The 16,816-nt window shown below is 44.2% G+C and carries 11 protein-coding genes, 2 tRNA genes, 1 rRNA gene and 2 riboswitches; of the genes, 3 read left to right on the top strand and 11 right to left on the bottom strand.

Going from position 1 to position 16,816, the window contains the following annotated elements; genetic code table 11:
- Positions 1 to 94: 94 nt before the first annotated feature.
- The 6 genes from ACMXYW_RS12750 to ACMXYW_RS12775 all read right to left on the bottom strand — a co-directional run bounded on the left by ACMXYW_RS12750 (position 95) and on the right by ACMXYW_RS12775 (position 6,588).
- Positions 95 to 170: transfer RNA gene (locus tag ACMXYW_RS12750), tRNA-Ala, on the bottom strand.
- A 23-nt stretch (positions 171 to 193) separates the two neighbouring features.
- Positions 194 to 270 (bottom strand) — tRNA-Ile (locus ACMXYW_RS12755).
- Positions 271 to 338: 68 nt separating this feature from the next.
- Positions 339 to 1,878: ribosomal RNA gene (locus tag ACMXYW_RS12760) — 16S ribosomal RNA — on the bottom strand.
- 603 nt (positions 1,879 to 2,481) lie between these two features.
- Positions 2,482 to 2,907 (bottom strand): universal stress protein, encoded by a 426-nt coding sequence (locus ACMXYW_RS12765; RefSeq protein ID WP_415904292.1) that lies wholly within the window; start codon positions 2,905 to 2,907, stop codon positions 2,482 to 2,484.
- Between the two features lie 3 nt (positions 2,908 to 2,910).
- Positions 2,911 to 5,445, bottom strand: coding sequence for a TRAP transporter permease (locus ACMXYW_RS12770; protein WP_415905889.1), 2,535 nt, complete (start codon positions 5,443 to 5,445; stop codon positions 2,911 to 2,913).
- 162 nt (positions 5,446 to 5,607) lie between these two features.
- Entirely contained in the window at positions 5,608 to 6,588 is a 981-nt protein-coding gene (locus ACMXYW_RS12775; RefSeq protein ID WP_415893493.1) for a TAXI family TRAP transporter solute-binding subunit, read from the bottom strand.
- Between the two features lie 369 nt (positions 6,589 to 6,957).
- Between ACMXYW_RS12775 and pfkA the strand changes: the two genes are divergently transcribed.
- Complete coding sequence (gene pfkA / locus ACMXYW_RS12780; RefSeq protein WP_415904293.1) at positions 6,958 to 7,965, top strand: 6-phosphofructokinase; 1,008 nt, start codon at positions 6,958 to 6,960, stop codon at positions 7,963 to 7,965.
- A gap of 18 nt (positions 7,966 to 7,983) precedes the next feature.
- Here pfkA and ACMXYW_RS12785 read toward each other — a convergent pair whose 3' ends face one another.
- Entirely contained in the window at positions 7,984 to 8,613 is a 630-nt protein-coding gene (locus ACMXYW_RS12785) for an MBL fold metallo-hydrolase (RefSeq protein ID WP_415904294.1), read from the bottom strand.
- A gap of 162 nt (positions 8,614 to 8,775) precedes the next feature.
- Between ACMXYW_RS12785 and ACMXYW_RS12790 the strand changes: the two genes are divergently transcribed.
- Entirely contained in the window at positions 8,776 to 9,036 is a 261-nt protein-coding gene (locus ACMXYW_RS12790; RefSeq protein WP_415904295.1) for a DUF5062 family protein, read from the top strand.
- 11 nt (positions 9,037 to 9,047) lie between these two features.
- A riboswitch (cyclic di-GMP riboswitch) is annotated at positions 9,048 to 9,122 on the bottom strand.
- A 226-nt stretch (positions 9,123 to 9,348) separates the two neighbouring features.
- Positions 9,349 to 9,834: a MarR family winged helix-turn-helix transcriptional regulator gene (locus tag ACMXYW_RS12795; RefSeq protein WP_415904296.1), complete on the top strand. Its 486-nt coding sequence runs from the start codon at positions 9,349 to 9,351 to the stop codon at positions 9,832 to 9,834.
- 14 nt (positions 9,835 to 9,848) lie between these two features.
- Here the strand turns inward: ACMXYW_RS12795 and ACMXYW_RS12800 are convergent, their stop codons facing one another.
- The 4 genes from ACMXYW_RS12800 to thiD all read right to left on the bottom strand — a co-directional run bounded on the left by ACMXYW_RS12800 (position 9,849) and on the right by thiD (position 15,833).
- On the bottom strand, positions 9,849 to 12,518 hold the full coding sequence (locus ACMXYW_RS12800) for an EAL domain-containing protein (protein WP_415904297.1): 2,670 nt from the start codon (positions 12,516 to 12,518) through the stop codon (positions 9,849 to 9,851).
- Positions 12,519 to 12,788: 270 nt separating this feature from the next.
- Complete coding sequence (locus tag ACMXYW_RS12805; RefSeq protein ID WP_415896839.1) at positions 12,789 to 13,022, bottom strand: hypothetical protein; 234 nt, start codon at positions 13,020 to 13,022, stop codon at positions 12,789 to 12,791.
- A 59-nt stretch (positions 13,023 to 13,081) separates the two neighbouring features.
- On the bottom strand, positions 13,082 to 14,974 hold the full coding sequence (gene thiC, locus ACMXYW_RS12810) for a phosphomethylpyrimidine synthase ThiC (RefSeq protein ID WP_415901868.1): 1,893 nt from the start codon (positions 14,972 to 14,974) through the stop codon (positions 13,082 to 13,084).
- 43 nt (positions 14,975 to 15,017) lie between these two features.
- Positions 15,018 to 15,833: a bifunctional hydroxymethylpyrimidine kinase/phosphomethylpyrimidine kinase gene (thiD, locus tag ACMXYW_RS12815; RefSeq protein WP_415904298.1), complete on the bottom strand. Its 816-nt coding sequence runs from the start codon at positions 15,831 to 15,833 to the stop codon at positions 15,018 to 15,020.
- Between the two features lie 55 nt (positions 15,834 to 15,888).
- Positions 15,889 to 15,980: riboswitch (TPP riboswitch) on the bottom strand.
- Between the last annotated feature and the right edge of the window lie 836 nt (positions 15,981 to 16,816).

Consider the following 16,816-nt stretch of genomic DNA (forward strand, 5'->3'; position numbering starts at 1 on the left):
ATTGTTAAAGAGCGTTTAAAGCAAAAAAGCTTTAAAAGATAATGTCTTAAACGACAATATGTTTTAAAACTCTTCCTTCTCATCCAAAGGATGATGGTGGAGCTATGCGGGATCGAACCGCAGACCTCCTGCGTGCAAAGCAGGCGCTCTCCCAGCTGAGCTATAGCCCCAAAGAAAACAGTAAGGCTATTATTGGTAGGCCTGAGTGGACTTGAACCACCGACCTCACCCTTATCAGGGGTGCGCTCTAACCAGCTGAGCTACAAGCCTACACCGTTGCTCTTAACTTCTCTGATCAGATAATTCGTGTGAACGCTTGCCGAGAATCGGCTTTCGTTTAAGGAGGTGATCCAGCCCCAGGTTCCCCTAGGGCTACCTTGTTACGACTTCACCCCAGTCATGAACCACACCGTGGTAACCGCCCTCCCGAAGGTTAAGCTAGCTACTTCTGGTGCAATCCACTCCCATGGTGTGACGGGCGGTGTGTACAAGGCCCGGGAACGTATTCACCGCGACATTCTGATTCGCGATTACTAGCGATTCCGACTTCATGGAGTCGAGTTGCAGACTCCAATCCGGACTACGACCGGTTTTCTGAGATTAGCTTACCCTCGCAGGTTCGCGGCCCTCTGTACCGGCCATTGTAGCACGTGTGTAGCCCAACTCGTAAGGGCCATGATGACTTGACGTCGTCCCCACCTTCCTCCGGTTTGTCACCGGCAGTCTCCTTAGAGTTCCCACCCGAAGTGCTGGCAAATAAGGACAAGGGTTGCGCTCGTTACGGGACTTAACCCAACATTTCACAACACGAGCTGACGACAGCCATGCAGCACCTGTCTCAGAGTTCCCGAAGGCACGAAACTATCTCTAGTAACTTCTCTGGATGTCAAGAGTTGGTAAGGTTCTTCGCGTTGCGTCGAATTAAACCACATGCTCCACCGCTTGTGCGGGCCCCCGTCAATTCATTTGAGTTTTAACCTTGCGGCCGTACTCCCCAGGCGGTCTACTTATCGCGTTAGCTGCGCCACTAAAAGATCAAGTCTCCCAACGGCTAGTAGACATCGTTTACGGCGTGGACTACCAGGGTATCTAATCCTGTTTGCTCCCCACGCTTTCGCACCTCAGTGTCAGTATCGGTCCAGGTAGTCGCCTTCGCCACTGGTGTTCCTTCCTATATCTACGCATTTCACCGCTACACAGGAAATTCCACTACCCTCTACCGTACTCTAGATTGGCAGTATCAGGTGCAGTTCCAAGGTTGAGCCCTGGGCTTTCACATCTGACTGACCAATCCACCTACGCGCGCTTTACGCCCAGTAATTCCGATTAACGCTCGCACCCTCCGTATTACCGCGGCTGCTGGCACGGAGTTAGCCGGTGCTTCTTCTGCAGTTAACGTCACAGCTAGCAGGTATTAACTACTAACCTTTCCTCACTGCTGAAAGTGCTTTACAACCCTAGGGCCTTCTTCACACACGCGGCATGGCTGCATCAGGCTTGCGCCCATTGTGCAATATTCCCCACTGCTGCCTCCCGTAGGAGTCTGGACCGTGTCTCAGTTCCAGTGTGGCTGATCATCCTCTCAGACCAGCTAGAGATCGTCGCCTTGGTGAGCCATTACCTCACCAACTAGCTAATCTCACGCAGGCTCATCCAATAGTGCAAGGTCCGAAGATCCCCTGCTTTCCCCCGTAGGGCGTATGCGGTATTAGACCAAATTTCTCTGGCTTATCCCCCGCTACTGGGTAGATTCCTACGCGTTACTCACCCGTCCGCCACTCGTCATCAACTAGCAAGCTAGTCATGTTACCGTTCGACTTGCATGTGTTAGGCCTGCCGCCAGCGTTCAATCTGAGCCATGATCAAACTCTTCAGTTTAAATCATTTGTGTTACCAGGAATGTGGTAACGGGCTCTAGTACTAAACAACCGGATAACATTCTTAAGAACGTTAAACCTTTGTAAATCGCTTTAAATGAATTCACTTGGTTGCTTGTCTAGAAAAAGTTTGCTTCTTCTCAACAAGCGCCCACACGAATTATCTGATCAAATTGTTAAAGAGCGTTGCTTTTTGACTCTCCGCTGACTCAGCGTTTCGTCTCAAGCGAGGCGCATATTCTACTGTGCGCTCATTCAAAGTCAACCGTTTATTTTGCAATTTTGTAAAATTTTTTACTCAGCAACCGGACTTTGAATCCTGCCCCGTAAGCAATCTAAAAAACCAATGTTTTCAATCACTTACTAAGCACCTCGCTTAGCTCAATCAGCCCCGTTTTGGCGGCCTACCTAAGCAAGGACGGCGAATTCTACAGACATCTAAAAAAGGGTCAACACCCAATCTTAAAAAAAGTGCAAAAAGTTGAAAAAAACTTACAAACCACCACAAATCGATCAAGCATAAATCAACAGCGTTTAAATAGTAGTCAACAGATACAAAAAAGGCGCTGAGTTTTACCTCAACGCCTTTTACTTAGACTTTAATTTAGCCTTTTAATACTAGAACAGAGCATTTTGCTCTCTCCGTTACCTTTGCAGTAACAGAACCCAGCATTACCTTTTCAACAGCTCCGTGCTTTTGCGCACTCATGATAATTAGATCGGCCTCTATTTCTTTAGCACGCCTAACAATCTCTTTGTGCGCTTTACCCTCTCTAACATCAACTTCAAAGCCTCTATTATCTAAAGCTTTTGCACCGATTGTTTGCAGCTCTTTACGCATAGCCTCCAATGCTTTCTCAACTGCACCTTTAGGAAAGTATGACGCCACCATTGGCATTTGATAGCCAGATAGAATAGTCATCAGATGAAGCTCGACACTTTCATCTATATATTCTTTTACAGTCTGTAACGTTTGCTCAACAGCTTTCCCGTCTTGAAGGTCTAGTGGTACCAATATTTTTTTAAACATTGTTTAGCAACCCTGTTCTGCCTTACGGCGTCTGTTTTGCATCCATCCCATTGCTATTAGTAGTAGCAACACTGGAATCCACACTAGCTGTTTCGGTGGTCGATCGGCCTCTACCTCAAGTGTTTTGATCTCCCAATCGAAATCCAAGCCTACTTTCTGAGCATCTGAATCAAAGGTAACGAGGTCGACAATTACACGCTCACCCTCTTCCCGTAACATTAGTCCTGCAGCTTCAATTTTCTCAGCGCCTGTACCTTCATTGGCTAGCGGTAACTCAACCGTTTTATTCACAAAATCACCATCAATAGTTTCACCGGCCACAATCATTCTTAACGGTCTACCATTTGGCATATCTTCTGCGACTTGCTCTAGCTTGGTTGGGGATACTTGCTCAATAGCAGGATAAATTTCATCCCATATTGCTCCGGGCCTAAACATCAAGAACGCGATAGCTAATAACAGAACGGTTTCATACCAACGAGTTTTCACTATCCAGTATCCTTGTGTCGCCGCTGCAAACACTAACATTGCCACTAATGCGCCAAAGACAGTAAGCAGAAGGTGCATTGGCCCTTCGATACCTATCAATATCAATTCAGTATTGAAGATAAACATAAACGGCAATACCGCTGTACGAATATCATAGGTAAAACCTTGAACCCCCGTCTTAATAGGATCTGATTGCGCTATCGCGGCACCTGCAAACGCTGCTAAGCCAACGGGTGGTGTATCATCTGCGAGAATACCAAAGTAAAAAACAAACAAATGAACAGCAATTAAGGGTACGATCAAGCCATTTTCAGCACCAAGCGTCACAATAACTGGAGCCATTAACGATGACACTACGATGTAGTTTGCTGTAGTTGGTAAACCCATACCTAATATCAAACTGATAATCGCTGTAAACAACAGCATCAAAAAGATACTACCGCCTGATATAAACTCCACAAACTCAGTCATCATTTGCCCTAGACCTGTCAAAGTGACTGTACCTACGACAATACCTGCTGCAGCAGTTGCCACACCAATACCAATCATATTTCTTGCGCCGCCAACAAGACCATTCAATAGATCTTCGACGCCATGCACTATCTGGCTACTCCAAGCGAGAGGCTCTCTGAAATAGGTTTTGATTGGCTTATGGGTTAACACTATGAAGATCATGAACACTGTTGCCCAGAAAGCAGACAGACCTGGCGAGAATCGTTCAACCGTTAAACACCAAACCAGCACAACAACGGGTAGGAGATAGTACAAACCAGATTTAACTGTAGGCCCTACTTCTGGCAGCATTACAACTTCAGAATTCGGATCATCCATATGCAGATCAGGAAACTTAGCTGCATATCGTACAAGCCCAATATAAGCTATAAGAATCACAAGACCAGCAATTAGATATGACCAATTCCCCATGTAACTCTTAGTCCAACCTAATCCGTGATACACGGTCAAGGATATGACACATACACCCACGATAATCATTGCCCACACTGACAGCTTTTGAGCCAACGTGGCATGATTTCTAGTCGGTAAGCCTTTCATTCCAGCCTTTACTGCTTCTAAGTGAACAATGTAGATTAAAGCGATATAAGAAATCAGCGCGGGTAGGATTGCATGCTGAATTACTTCGATATAAGAAATACCAACAAACTCCACCATCAAGAATGCGGCCGCACCCATAATTGGCGGTGTTAACTGACCATTGGTTGAAGCAGCAACCTCAACCGCACCTGCTTTATACCCTGGAAAACCTACACGTTTCATCAACGGGATAGTAAAAGTACCTGTAGTTACTACATTGGCTATAGATGAGCCTGATACCAACCCACTCAAGCCGGAGGAAACAACAGCAGCTTTCGCAGGACCACCGCGCATGTGCCCTAATAGTGAAAAGGACACTTGGGTGAAATAATTGCCAGCGCCCGCTTTATCCAGCAAAGCACCAAATAAGACAAACAGAAATACAAAACCTGTCGATACCCCAAGCGCAACCCCAAATACACCTTCGGAGGTTAGCCATTGATGCGACATAGCCTTATTTAAGCTTGCACCTTTATGCGAAATAACATCTGGCATATAAGGTCCAGCAAAGGTATACAGCATGAAGATGCCAGCCACGACCATTAATGGTGGCCCTAACGCCCTTCTTGTCGCCTCCAATAACAAAATCATACCGCTAACAGCAACAACAATATCCATTGTTATTGGTGCACCCGCTCGTCCAGCTAGCTCCGCGTGAAAAATGACTAAGTAACTTGCGGCAAACGCGGCCACTCCAGCAAAAATCCAATCATGCCATGGCACAACCGATCTAGAAGATCGTTTAAATGCTGGAAATGCGGTATATGCCAAAAAGACTGCAAAGCTAAGATGAATGGCTCGAGCCTGAGTATCATTGAATACCCCAAAATCGAGCATAAAAGGTAGAGGCGAAGCATACCAAAGCTGAAAAAGAGCCCAGCAAAGCGCTACACCCCATAGCAATTTACCGGGAAGCCCTTCTGGAGCACGCGCCCCAGAATCTGCCTGAGCAACCATATCCTGTACTTCTTGGGAAATGCTAGCCGAAGAACTGTTCTGATTATCCGTCACACAATCACCGTTTTAAACAGCTTATAATAATTTTGTAGAGCCAAGCCTGAGCAAAAGCCGTAAAGCAAAACGGGGACATTAAGTCCCCGTTGCCTATCAAGCCAACTCTTATAGAAGACCTGCTTCTTTGTAGTACTTAATTGCACCAGGATGCAGAGGCGCAGACAAACCATCTTTAACCATCTGCTCTTTCTTCAGGTTAGCAAAAGCTGGATGTAGTTTGCGGAAAGTATCGAAGTTTTCAAAGACAGCCTTAACTACCTCGTAAACCACTTTTTCAGGCACTTTTGCGGAAGATACAAACGTTGCACCAACACCGAACGTTTGCGTATCAGCATCATTACCGCGATACATACCTGCTGGAACAGTTGCTGTACGATAGTAGCTGTTATCGCTGATTAGTTTTTGAACTGCTGCACCATCAACATTTACAAGCGTACTGTCACAAGAAGTTGTCGCTTCTTTGATTGCACCACTTGGATGTCCTACTACATAAACCATGGCATCGATTTTATTGTCACATAGAGCACTAGCTTGCTCAGACGCTTTAAGTTCAGAAGTTAAAGCGAAATCATCCATAGTCCAACCTTTTGCTTCCATCAGCACTTCGATAGTACCGCGCTGACCAGAACCCGGGTTGCCGATATTTACACGCTTACCTTTAAGGTCATCAAAGTTTTTAATACCAGAATCAGCACGAGCGACAACAGTGAAAGGCTCAGGGTGTACAGAGAAAACTGCGCGTAGATCTTTGTTAGCACCAGTATCTTTAAATTTGCTAGTGCCATTATAAGCATGGAACTGCCAATCAGACTGAGCTACGCCCATATCCAATTCGCCAGCGCGGATAGTATTCAGGTTGTAAACAGAACCGCCTGTAGACTCCACAGAGCAGCGGATACCGTGATCTTTACGGTTTTTATTCACCAATCGGCAAATTGAACCACCTGTAGGGTAATAAACGCCGGTTACACCGCCCGTGCCGATAGTGATAAATTCTTGTGCTGATGCTGCAGTCGAACCACCCATGGCAGCTAAACCAACACCCATCGCTAACAAACTAGAGGTAACCGTCTTACGAAATACCATAACAAACTCCATCTATTATATTTTTATAATTCAAGCTTTGCTTCGAGCTCTTTTTTAAACCCATCTCTCTTGATACTAGTATCACCACTCGCATGTTTCAAAAAAACAGAGACGGTAAAACAATAAACCAAGTAAAGGCTGATGATTGATAACATGCCTAGGAGCACGCCATCAATACGAACTAATACTTAGAGACAACTTCAACTGATTATTCTGTTAGCCCAATAGAAAAAAGTGGATATCCCTGCAATCACATAGATAGACCACTCATCTTCGATAACAATCAACTAGTCTGATCCAGATACAATCTGAGCTCTTAGGAAGTACGCTAAACTTAAATGCGATAAAGCAGTTAATAGGCTCGATACTATGTCCACAGTGTTAACTACGCTTACTGAAGAAGACAAACCAACAGCTATTGCAGTGCTTACCAGCGGAGGGGATTCACCCGGGATGAACCCAGCCATTCGAGGCGTAGTTCGTTCTGCTCTGCATAAAAACATTCAAGTGTATGGCGTAAACAAAGGTTACAGCGGCTTAATTATCGGAGATTTATTTGAAATGAACTCCGCATCTGTAACCAACATTGTCCAACGAGGGGGGACATTCCTCAAAAGTGATCGCTGCCTAGCTTTTCTTGATCCAGCGGTTAGGCATCAGGCAGCCGAGGTGTTGCTCAAAAAAGGTATTGATAGCCTAGTCGTAATTGGCGGTGATGGCTCTTTAACTGGGGCTCACATGCTAGCCTCGGAAAGCTCGATTCGTGTGATTGGTCTGCCTGGCACTATAGATAACGATATCTACGGCACTGATGACACAATTGGGTTTGACACAGCCGTTAACACTGCTCTCGATGCTATAGACAAAATCCGTGATACAGCCCTATCTCACGAGAGCTTGTTTTTAGTAGAGGTAATGGGCCGAAACTCCGGCTTTATCGCAACCCATGTAGGGATAGCCTGTGGTGCAGAGTTGGTCGTTATTCCTGAGTATGAAGTTAAAGTAGACGCTATCTCATTTCAGCTTGCCAACAATCGTGCACAAGGCAAAGGATCAAGCGGGATTATTGTTGTAGCGGAGGGACCTACCCCGGGCCTTACATACAATTTAGCTAAACAATTAGAGCAGCATGGCCAGCAACCCAAGGTCTGTATTTTGGGTCACATACAAAGAGGCGGCCGCCCTACAGGGCATGACCGAGTACTTGCATCCTGTCTAGGAGCTGCGGCTGTAGATTATCTTTGCGGTGGTTATAACGATGTAATGATTGGCATAAAAAACGGAGCCATCAATGATACTCCGTTACAACATATTATCGACAAAAAGAAACAACTAGACGCTCAACTATTTAAGCATGTGCAACTGCTGCACAAATAACAAGTCAGGCTATCAAGCTTATCGAACATACGGGTTGCTTTGCATCTCTCGACCAAAGGTTGAGCCCGGTCCATGCCCTGGAATAAACTCGATCGACTGACCTAGCGGGAACAGCTTCAACTTAATTGAATCGATCAATTCTTGGTGATTTCCTTGAGGAAAGTCGGTACGACCAATAGAACCATTGAAAAGAACATCCCCCACCAGCGCCATCTCATCTTCTACATGATGAAACACAACGTGACCTGGCGTATGACCTGGGCAGTGAATAACGTTTAGTGTTGATTCACCCACCTGAACAGTATCACCATCATCTAACCAGCGGTCCGGAGTAAAGGTTTCACAAGGCGGGAAGTTAAACATATTGCACTGCTGTGCCATACCTTCAATCCAAAATAGGTCGCCTTTATGAGGCCCTTCGATTGGTAATTTTTTGGATGCAGCTAATTCAGCTGTGCCACCAGCATGATCGATGTGCGCATGGGTCAAAAGAATTTTCTCTAATTCAACCCCCTCTTCCTCTGCTGCAGCTAGAATTCGATCAAGATCACCACCTGGGTCAACCACCGCTGCTTTCATGGTTTGTTCACACCAAATAAGGGAACAATTTTGCTGAAATGGAGTAACCGGAATAATTCTGTATTTCATACGATCGCCAATGGAATTAGATGCTGATAAGCCGCAAGTATATCAGGCCTGAGTTAAAGACAAAGCATTCCGCACCAAAGCACTAGTGTCATCGCTTGTCTTTTTAGAAATTTAGATTCAAAGTTAGTAGATATTTTCTATAAGGACTTTAAGGAACAGGCTATGAAAAAACATAAGCATGAAGCAGAGCTGGTAAAAGAAGCCCTTAAGATTGGCGCCATCTATTTTGAAAAGCGCGGTGCTGGCCACTTTGAAGCCACTGATAGTGCTTCAAGCAAAATTAAAGCAATTTATCGCTTACTAGTGAATGACGGACTTATTCAAGCCTTAGCAAAGGATCAAGTCACTGAGCCCAACATGAAACATAAATTGGCTTTATGGGTAGAAAGGCAGTTACCGGAGAATCATCCGCTGAAGAAATAAAAAATCTCTCTTTCGATAGCCCAGCCATCCACGTGGGATCTGTGACTTTGCGTCCCAGAATTGCTTCTGGTTTGCCTTTATCGAGAGAGGATCTATTCGCTGGAAACAGCTCAACAATCCGAAAAAACCAAAAGGTTAGTCAAGATCTCATTAAGCCTGACTGTAATAGTAGCAGCATTATTTGTAATTACTAAATACGTATTTGAAATTATGCGCAAACAAACGCTCATTAATGTGCTTTTTCTTTGCTATTACGACAGATTCAGGATTACTATTTAAAATACGAATATTGATATCAAGGCTTACAATTCAATGAGTTCACAACAATCAGAGCTAAGTTCAAACAATAAAACGGATTTCCTAGATTGCTTGAGATTGATCGAACGGTTACACCGTAGAATCCTTGATATTCTTAAATATCGCCTTGAAGCGTTAGGCTATACCGATATCAATAGCGTTCAAGCTCTCCTACTGCATAACATCGCTGATCGAGAAATGACAGCCAGCGAGTTAAGAACACGAGGCTATTATCTAGGCTCTAATGTTTCATATAACTTAAAGAAAATGGTCGGCAACGGTTATATCAAGCAAGAACGCTCAGAACACGACCTCCGCTCAGTCCGTATAAAACTCAGCCCAAAAGGCTTAGCTATCCACAACCTAATTGCAGAGCTATTTGACCAACAATTAGAAGAGATCAGTGCAGAGCGTTTAATGGAAGAAAACGATATGTCGATATTAAGGTCTAACCTGCGACAACTGGAACGCTTTTGGGATCAGCAGATGAACTCTTACTAAACCCTATTACAGGTTTAACTTGCTAAGGGCTTTTTAGAACTGGCAGTTTCAAATTCATCCACAGGCAACGGTTTACCAAAAAAGTAACCTTGGTAATCTGTACAATTGTGTTCCGCTAGGAACATACACTGCGCCTCAGTTTCAACACCTTCCGCTATAACATTTAATCCAAGATTATGACCCATGGCGATTATTGCTTGGACAATCTCTGCATCATCTTTGTCTTGAATTACATCGCGAATGAAGGAGCGATCAATTTTAATTTGATCCAGCGGTAAACGTTTCAAATGTAACAGTGAAGAATACCCGGTACCAAAATCATCTAAAGAGAAACGAATACCCAAGTTACGTAACTGGTGCATTTTATCAACCGTGTCTTCGATGTCTTGTAATACAAGGCTTTCTGTTAACTCCAACTTCAAAAGATCAGGTTGAATACCATAGCGGTGGATACAATCAGCAACTTCAGCAACAAAGTGCTCCTGCATAAACTGGCGCGCACTGACATTTACAGCAAGACTCAAAGTGGGCAGATTGGGATCAGTTTGCCATTTCTTAAGTTGCTTACAGGCTTGGGATAGAATCCAATCCCCGATAGGTACAATAAGGCCTGTATCTTCCGCAAGAGGAATGAACTCAGCAGGTGAAACTAAACCTCGTTCTGGGTGATGCCAGCGCACCAATGCTTCAGCACCAATCAATTCATCTTTATGGTACTGAGCCTGATAATGCAGCTCTAACTGCTGTTCAGATAAAGCTTTACGAAGATCTGACTCCAACGCTGCCATACTACAGAGCGTCTTTTCAGCTTCTGGATCATAAAACCTATAGGTATTTTTACCTGACTCTTTCGCCTGATACATCGCCATATCAGAACGTTTCATCACACTGTCTACCACATCGTCGCTATCAAACAGTGTTATACCAACACTACAGGCAGTGTGGTATTGAATACTATCGAGAGAGACTTGTTGTTGTATCGCTACAATTAACTTATCCACAATTTCACTAACTTGAGCTAAAGCGATGCTTTCTTCTATGCCCAAGTTTTCCAATACGATAATAAATTCATCACCGCCCAAACGAGCGACCATATCGGCATTACGAACACAGTTATTCAGCCTGTTTGCAACTTCGATCAGCAGCAGGTCGCCTTGATCATGGCCTTGAGTGTCATTCAGATTTTTAAAATTATCCAGATCAATAAATAACACAGCCCCAAACTGGTCTGTCAGATGGCAAGATTGAATCGCACAACTGAGCCGCTCTTGTAATGAACGGCGGTTGGGCAAACCAGTAAGGACATCATAAAAAGCAAGCTTGTGGATATTTGCTTCGTCTTTTTTACGTTGAGTAATGTCCGTAAAAGCCCCAACATAGTTGGTAATTTCACCACCATCACCTTGAACAGCGGTAATCGTCAGGTACTGAGGATAAATCTCGCCGGACTTACGTTTATTCCAAACCTCACCTTGCCAATATTTCTCATCCTGTAGGCGCGTCATCATCTCGTTATAGAAAGACTTACCGTGCTGACCTGATTGTAGAATCGCCGGATTCTTACCGATCACTTCGTCAGGCTCGTACCCTGTTACTCTCGTGAATGCACTGTTCACTCGCAAAATAGCGTGATTAGCATCGGTAATTAACATCCCTTCTTGGGAATCAAAAGCCGTGGCGGCTATATGAAGTTCTTTTTCCGCACGTTTACGCTCAGTTACATCTCGGGAAAGCACAATAAAGTGAGGCAAAACATGATCACTCCCTTCTTTTAGTGAGACCGACAATTCGAATTCCCGCTCCCCTTGCGCTAAAGGTAAACGTATTTGATAACCTCGAGATAAGCCTTCCTTTTCAGCAACACTCAACGCCTTCACCACAGTGTTTGCTGCTTCAAAAGGCATCACATCGAACACTGTTTTTCCGATCAATTCAGATTCAGGTACGATCAGTTCATCTTTCTTAGCACTATGACAAGCGTAGTAACGCCCCTGACTATCCATTTCAAATAACAGGTCAGGAATCGCCGCAAAAATAGCTTCTAATTTTTGCCGGGAAAGATCACTTTCATATTCACTCTGTTTCAGCGCTAACTCAGCTTTACGGCGTTCTATCTGATGCGTTAATAAAATCCCGAGCAATACCGTCACTATAGGGAACATCAGCATAATCGGTAATGCTAACTCACTCAGTAACAGATCCACCGTCGAAAACGGAAGTACCAGCAGTGAAAATAACATCATGATGTGGACAACTACGCCCAATAAATACAACTGCCACCAAGCGACCGCTCTACTCTCATTCAGGTTCACCCGCCAATAGTGGCACAACAACCCTAGACCTGAAGAACTAACAATAATGAGAAATCCAGCAAAGATACCTTGTCCACCTTCGAACAATCGAAAAGCAACAGTAATCGCTACAGCAATAACTGTGGGGATAAAACCAAAAAATAAGCCGGTTACAGAGAGGAGAATGGAGCGCGCATCAATCAACACACCACTAACAATGGATAGCGGCATCGACATAATTGCGATCCCGATTACACCTATTAGAATTCCACTGATAACTTTCTTAAGAACAGATAACCGCTTGTGTTCAAAAGAAAAAATATCATACAACGCACCCATCGCTAGCAACAGAGCAACGTTATTGATCAGTGGAATAAAAATACCGTCATTCATCAGTCAAAAGAACCGACCAGACAGTTTGCATTCTTTACCCCAAAATGCGCAAAACGATTAAACATAGAGCAAAATCACATTATTAATGGTAAACGGGATAAATGCTAACCACTAGAAAACGTATACGCTATAGGATATTTAGGGAGAACGGCCTGCAATTATTGATATACATCAAGAAATCAGCATCAAAATTTTAGGCCGTGCGATATAGGTCAAATCAGGCATTACAAACCTGCTTTTCACCTAACTTGATAAGAATTGACATCAATTCTATTTTTTAGATTTTTTCTCTTCCTGCGCCTTTGCATACTCTTCATCTAACTTACCATATTGGCGCTGATATGCTTCTGGGTCCGAACGCCATAATCGGTAAAGTTTACGATCATTCGCTGCCATGGGCGGTGGGTTTTCGCGGGATCGGCGAATCGCATTCAAGGTAACAGGAATAAAAGCAAACAGTACTAATAATCCCACCAGCAGATATTTAAGTAGTTCATCACTCATCAGTGATTCCTCTATATACAAAAAAAGCCGCACGAGCGGCTTTTTTATAAACTCAGTGACTAGACCTTATGATAGATCTCAGCACCTGTTTCTTTAAACTCAGCTGATTTTTCCTGCATCCCTTGATCAGCTTTCGCATTGATTGCTGCTACTTCCTCATCATCCAGCTCACGAACCTCTTGCGAGATCTTCATAGAGCAGAATTTAGGTCCACACATAGAGCAGAAGTGCGCCACTTTCGCAGATTCTTTTGGCAGAGTCTCATCATGGTAAGCACGCGCCGTATCTGGGTCCAAACCAATGTTAAACTGATCTTCCCAACGGAATTCGAAGCGAGCTTTAGACATCGCATTATCACGAATCTGAGCACCTGGGTGGCCTTTCGCTAAATCGGCAGCATGCGCAGCAATCTTATATGTGATGATTCCTTCTTTTACATCAGCCTTGTTAGGTAGACCAAGATGCTCTTTTGGCGTCACATAACATAGCATTGCACAGCCGTACCAACCGATCATCGCAGCACCAATACCTGATGTAATGTGGTCGTAACCCGGTGCAATATCGGTCGTCAATGGACCCAGCGTGTAGAAAGGCGCTTCGTGACACTCTTTCAACTGCTTATCCATGTTCTCTTTGATCATATGCATAGGTACGTGACCTGGGCCTTCGATCATTACCTGAACATCATACTCCCAAGCGATCTTAGTAAGTTCGCCTAAGGTTTCTAGCTCTGCAAACTGTGCTTCATCGTTCGCATCATAAACAGAACCTGGACGCAGGCCATCTCCCAAAGAGAAAGATACATCGTATGCCTGACAGATTTCACAGATCTCACGGAAGTGCGTGTATAGGAAGTTTTCTTCGTGATGCGCCAAGCACCACTTCGCCATAATAGAGCCACCACGAGATACGATACCAGTCATACGCTTAGCAGTCATAGGCACATAGCGTAGTAGTACACCCGCATGGATTGTGAAGTAATCCACACCCTGCTCAGCTTGCTCAATAAGCGTATCTTTAAAAACTTCCCAATTTAGGTCTTCAGCTACGCCATTAACTTTTTCAAGCGCCTGATAGATTGGTACCGTACCAATTGGGACTGGCGAGTTACGCATGATCCACTCACGTGTTTCATGAATATTCTTACCTGTGGACAGATCCATGATGGTATCTGCCCCCCAACGTGTGCCCCAGGTCATTTTCTCTACCTCTTCTTCGATAGAAGAAGTTACAGCAGAGTTACCAATGTTACCGTTGATTTTAACCAAGAAGTTACGACCGATAATCATCGGCTCAACTTCAGGGTGGTTAATATTGGCAGGGATAATCGCACGGCCTTCAGCTACTTCCTGACGTACAAACTCAGGTGTAATCTCTTCTGGAAGGTTTGCACCAAAATTAAAACCTGGATGCTGTTCTGCAACCACATTACCTTCCGCCTTTGCTTTCGCTAACTTCATGTTTTCGCGAATAGCGATGTATTCCATTTCCGGGGTAATAATACCTTTACGAGCATAATGCAGCTGCGTCACATTTTTACCCGCTTGAGCGCGGCGTGGCTTACGCGTTAGCTCAAAACGCAATTCATCAAGGCGCAGATCAGCTTCACGAACACGACCATATTCAGAAGTCAGTTTGTCCAACTGCTCAGTATCTTCACGCTCTAGAATCCAAGCCTCACGAACAGGCTGCAAACCTTTACGTACATCGATAGATACTTCTGGATCAGTGTATGGACCTGATGTGTCGTAAACATAAAGTGGATCATTCTTCTCACCACCAAAACCTGTTGGCGTGTCATCTAAACTAATTTCGCGCATTGGAACACGAATATCAGGTCTAGAACCTTCAACATAAACTTTGCGTGATTTAGGAAACGGCTGTACAGAATCTGTATCCACCTTAGCCGTCTGGCTCAATGCCTGATTTTGCTCTGAATTATTATCTACCATCGTTCAACCTGTTCTTATATTGCTTTCATCAGCGTCGATACAACTACGACCAATACGCATGAAAATGATTAACTGGGCCATGACCTGCACCCACGTTCAGTTTGTCCGCCCCTCGCAAAGCAGATGTAATATAGTCTTTAGCCAGTTTTACCGCCGTTGCAGGCGACTCCCCTTTGGCTAGGTAAGCGGTAATAGCCGCTGCCAATGTGCACCCTGTACCATGGGTGTTGTTCGTATTTACCCTAGGACTAAGGAACTCGATGAACTCCTGCCCATCATAGTAAATGTCCGGACACTCTTCACCCTGCAAATGGCCGCCTTTCAATAGCACCTGCTTAGCGCCTAATTCCAGCAATTCAGCAGCCATATCAGCCATACCCTTGCGATCTTTAGGTTCGGATTGGCCAAGCATTGCAGCTGCTTCAGGCAAATTAGGCGTGATAATGTCCGCTATCGGAATCAAATGTTTTACTAAGCTATCAATACCATCATCGTTCAGAAGTTTGCTGCCACTAGTCGATACCATAACGGGATCAATAACCAGCGGAACATTTTTACTTTTCAAGAACGACGCAACAGTCAAAACCATATCGGAATTACCCAACATCCCCGTTTTAACCGCATTGATTTCAATATCATCAAATACAGCATCTAACTGCTGTAATAAAAAATCAGCCGAAACAGGGTAGACACTTTTAACTGACTGAGTATTTTGTGCAGTTAAAACGGTAATAGCAGATGTGCCGTAAGCCCCTATTGCTGAGAAGGTTTTTAAATCTGCTTGAATACCTGCACCACCGCCGGAATCAGACCCAGCAATAGTAAGCACATTAGGGATTGTGGAAGAGATATTAGCCATCATAACCCCTTATAGCAGGAGCTACATGAACCACATTTAAAATACATAAATACATAGAAATGAAATCTCGATTTCCTACGCCGGAACAAACCGGATCAGGTTCAACGGGTTTACTCTCAGCCCCAAAGGGCACCCCGACCAAGACAAAATCCAAGTTTAAAGACTCACCTGTATTCTGTCCAGAAAAGCACCTGAAACTCCTTCATCTAGACAAAAATCAGATAAAAAAATATACAAATAAGAAAAATTAGGAATTTTTCTTATTTTTTTTAGCGTATATACGTTCATAATGAGTTACATGGATCTCCTGTTCATGGAAAGAATGCAAGGACGGCCTCGATAAGCGGAACGGATGGCATTGATGCCCTAGGACAAAGACCGCAAGGATTATGGAAGCCATAGAAAAGGGCGCCTCATTGGAAGAGGCGCCCTTTTCGTATCAGCCCTATACAAAGCAAGCATCTTACCCATCAAATACAGAATTCTTTAAATTAAGAATTTTTCTTATTTCTTTTCCCGTATTTCCAGCCATACTTGTTGATATGGATCTCCTGTTCACGGAAAGAATACAAGGAAGGCCTCGATAAGCGGAACGGATGGCATTGAAGCCCTAGGACAAAGACCGCAAGGATTATGGAAGCCATAGAAAAGGGCGCCTCAATGGATGAGGCGCCCTTTTTGTTTATATACACTTCCCCACTTCCCCTACAATTCCCACTATTCGGGAATTATTCCCTAGATTTTCGGGGTGGCAGAAATTAAGAATAATTCTTATTTTTTTTTACATATTTCCAGCCATAATTAGCTTCATGGATCTCCTGTTCACGGACTGAATATAAAGGACGGCCTCGATAAGCGGAAAGGATGGCATGACGCCCTAGGACAAAGACCGCAAGGATTATGGAGCCAAAGAAAAGGGCGCCTCATGGATGAGGTGCCCTTTTTGTTTATATTGTGATCATTCCTGCGGGCATATTGCCCGA

The organism is Neptuniibacter sp. QD48_55, from assembly GCF_047778115.1.
GTDB lineage: Bacteria > Pseudomonadota > Gammaproteobacteria > Pseudomonadales > Balneatricaceae > Neptuniibacter.

Bases quoted from the DNA above. Each gene is read 5' to 3' on its own strand.
- ACMXYW_RS12765 (WP_415904292.1), bottom strand. From the start codon at position 2,907: ATGTTTAAAAAAATATTGGTACCACTAGACCTTCAAGACGGGAAAGCT.
- ACMXYW_RS12770 (WP_415905889.1), bottom strand. From the start codon at position 5,445: ATGGTTGCTCAGGCAGATTCTGGGGCGCGTGCTCCAGAAGGGCTTCCC.
- ACMXYW_RS12775 (WP_415893493.1), bottom strand. From the start codon at position 6,588: ATGGTATTTCGTAAGACGGTTACCTCTAGTTTGTTAGCGATGGGTGTT.
- pfkA (WP_415904293.1), top strand. From the start codon at position 6,958: ATGTCCACAGTGTTAACTACGCTTACTGAAGAAGACAAACCAACAGCT.
- ACMXYW_RS12785 (WP_415904294.1), bottom strand. From the start codon at position 8,613: ATGAAATACAGAATTATTCCGGTTACTCCATTTCAGCAAAATTGTTCC.
- ACMXYW_RS12790 (WP_415904295.1), top strand. From the start codon at position 8,776: ATGAAAAAACATAAGCATGAAGCAGAGCTGGTAAAAGAAGCCCTTAAG.
- ACMXYW_RS12795 (WP_415904296.1), top strand. From the start codon at position 9,349: ATGAGTTCACAACAATCAGAGCTAAGTTCAAACAATAAAACGGATTTC.
- ACMXYW_RS12800 (WP_415904297.1), bottom strand. From the start codon at position 12,518: ATGAATGACGGTATTTTTATTCCACTGATCAATAACGTTGCTCTGTTG.
- ACMXYW_RS12805 (WP_415896839.1), bottom strand. From the start codon at position 13,022: ATGAGTGATGAACTACTTAAATATCTGCTGGTGGGATTATTAGTACTG.
- thiC (WP_415901868.1), bottom strand. From the start codon at position 14,974: ATGGTAGATAATAATTCAGAGCAAAATCAGGCATTGAGCCAGACGGCT.
- thiD (WP_415904298.1), bottom strand. From the start codon at position 15,833: ATGGCTAATATCTCTTCCACAATCCCTAATGTGCTTACTATTGCTGGG.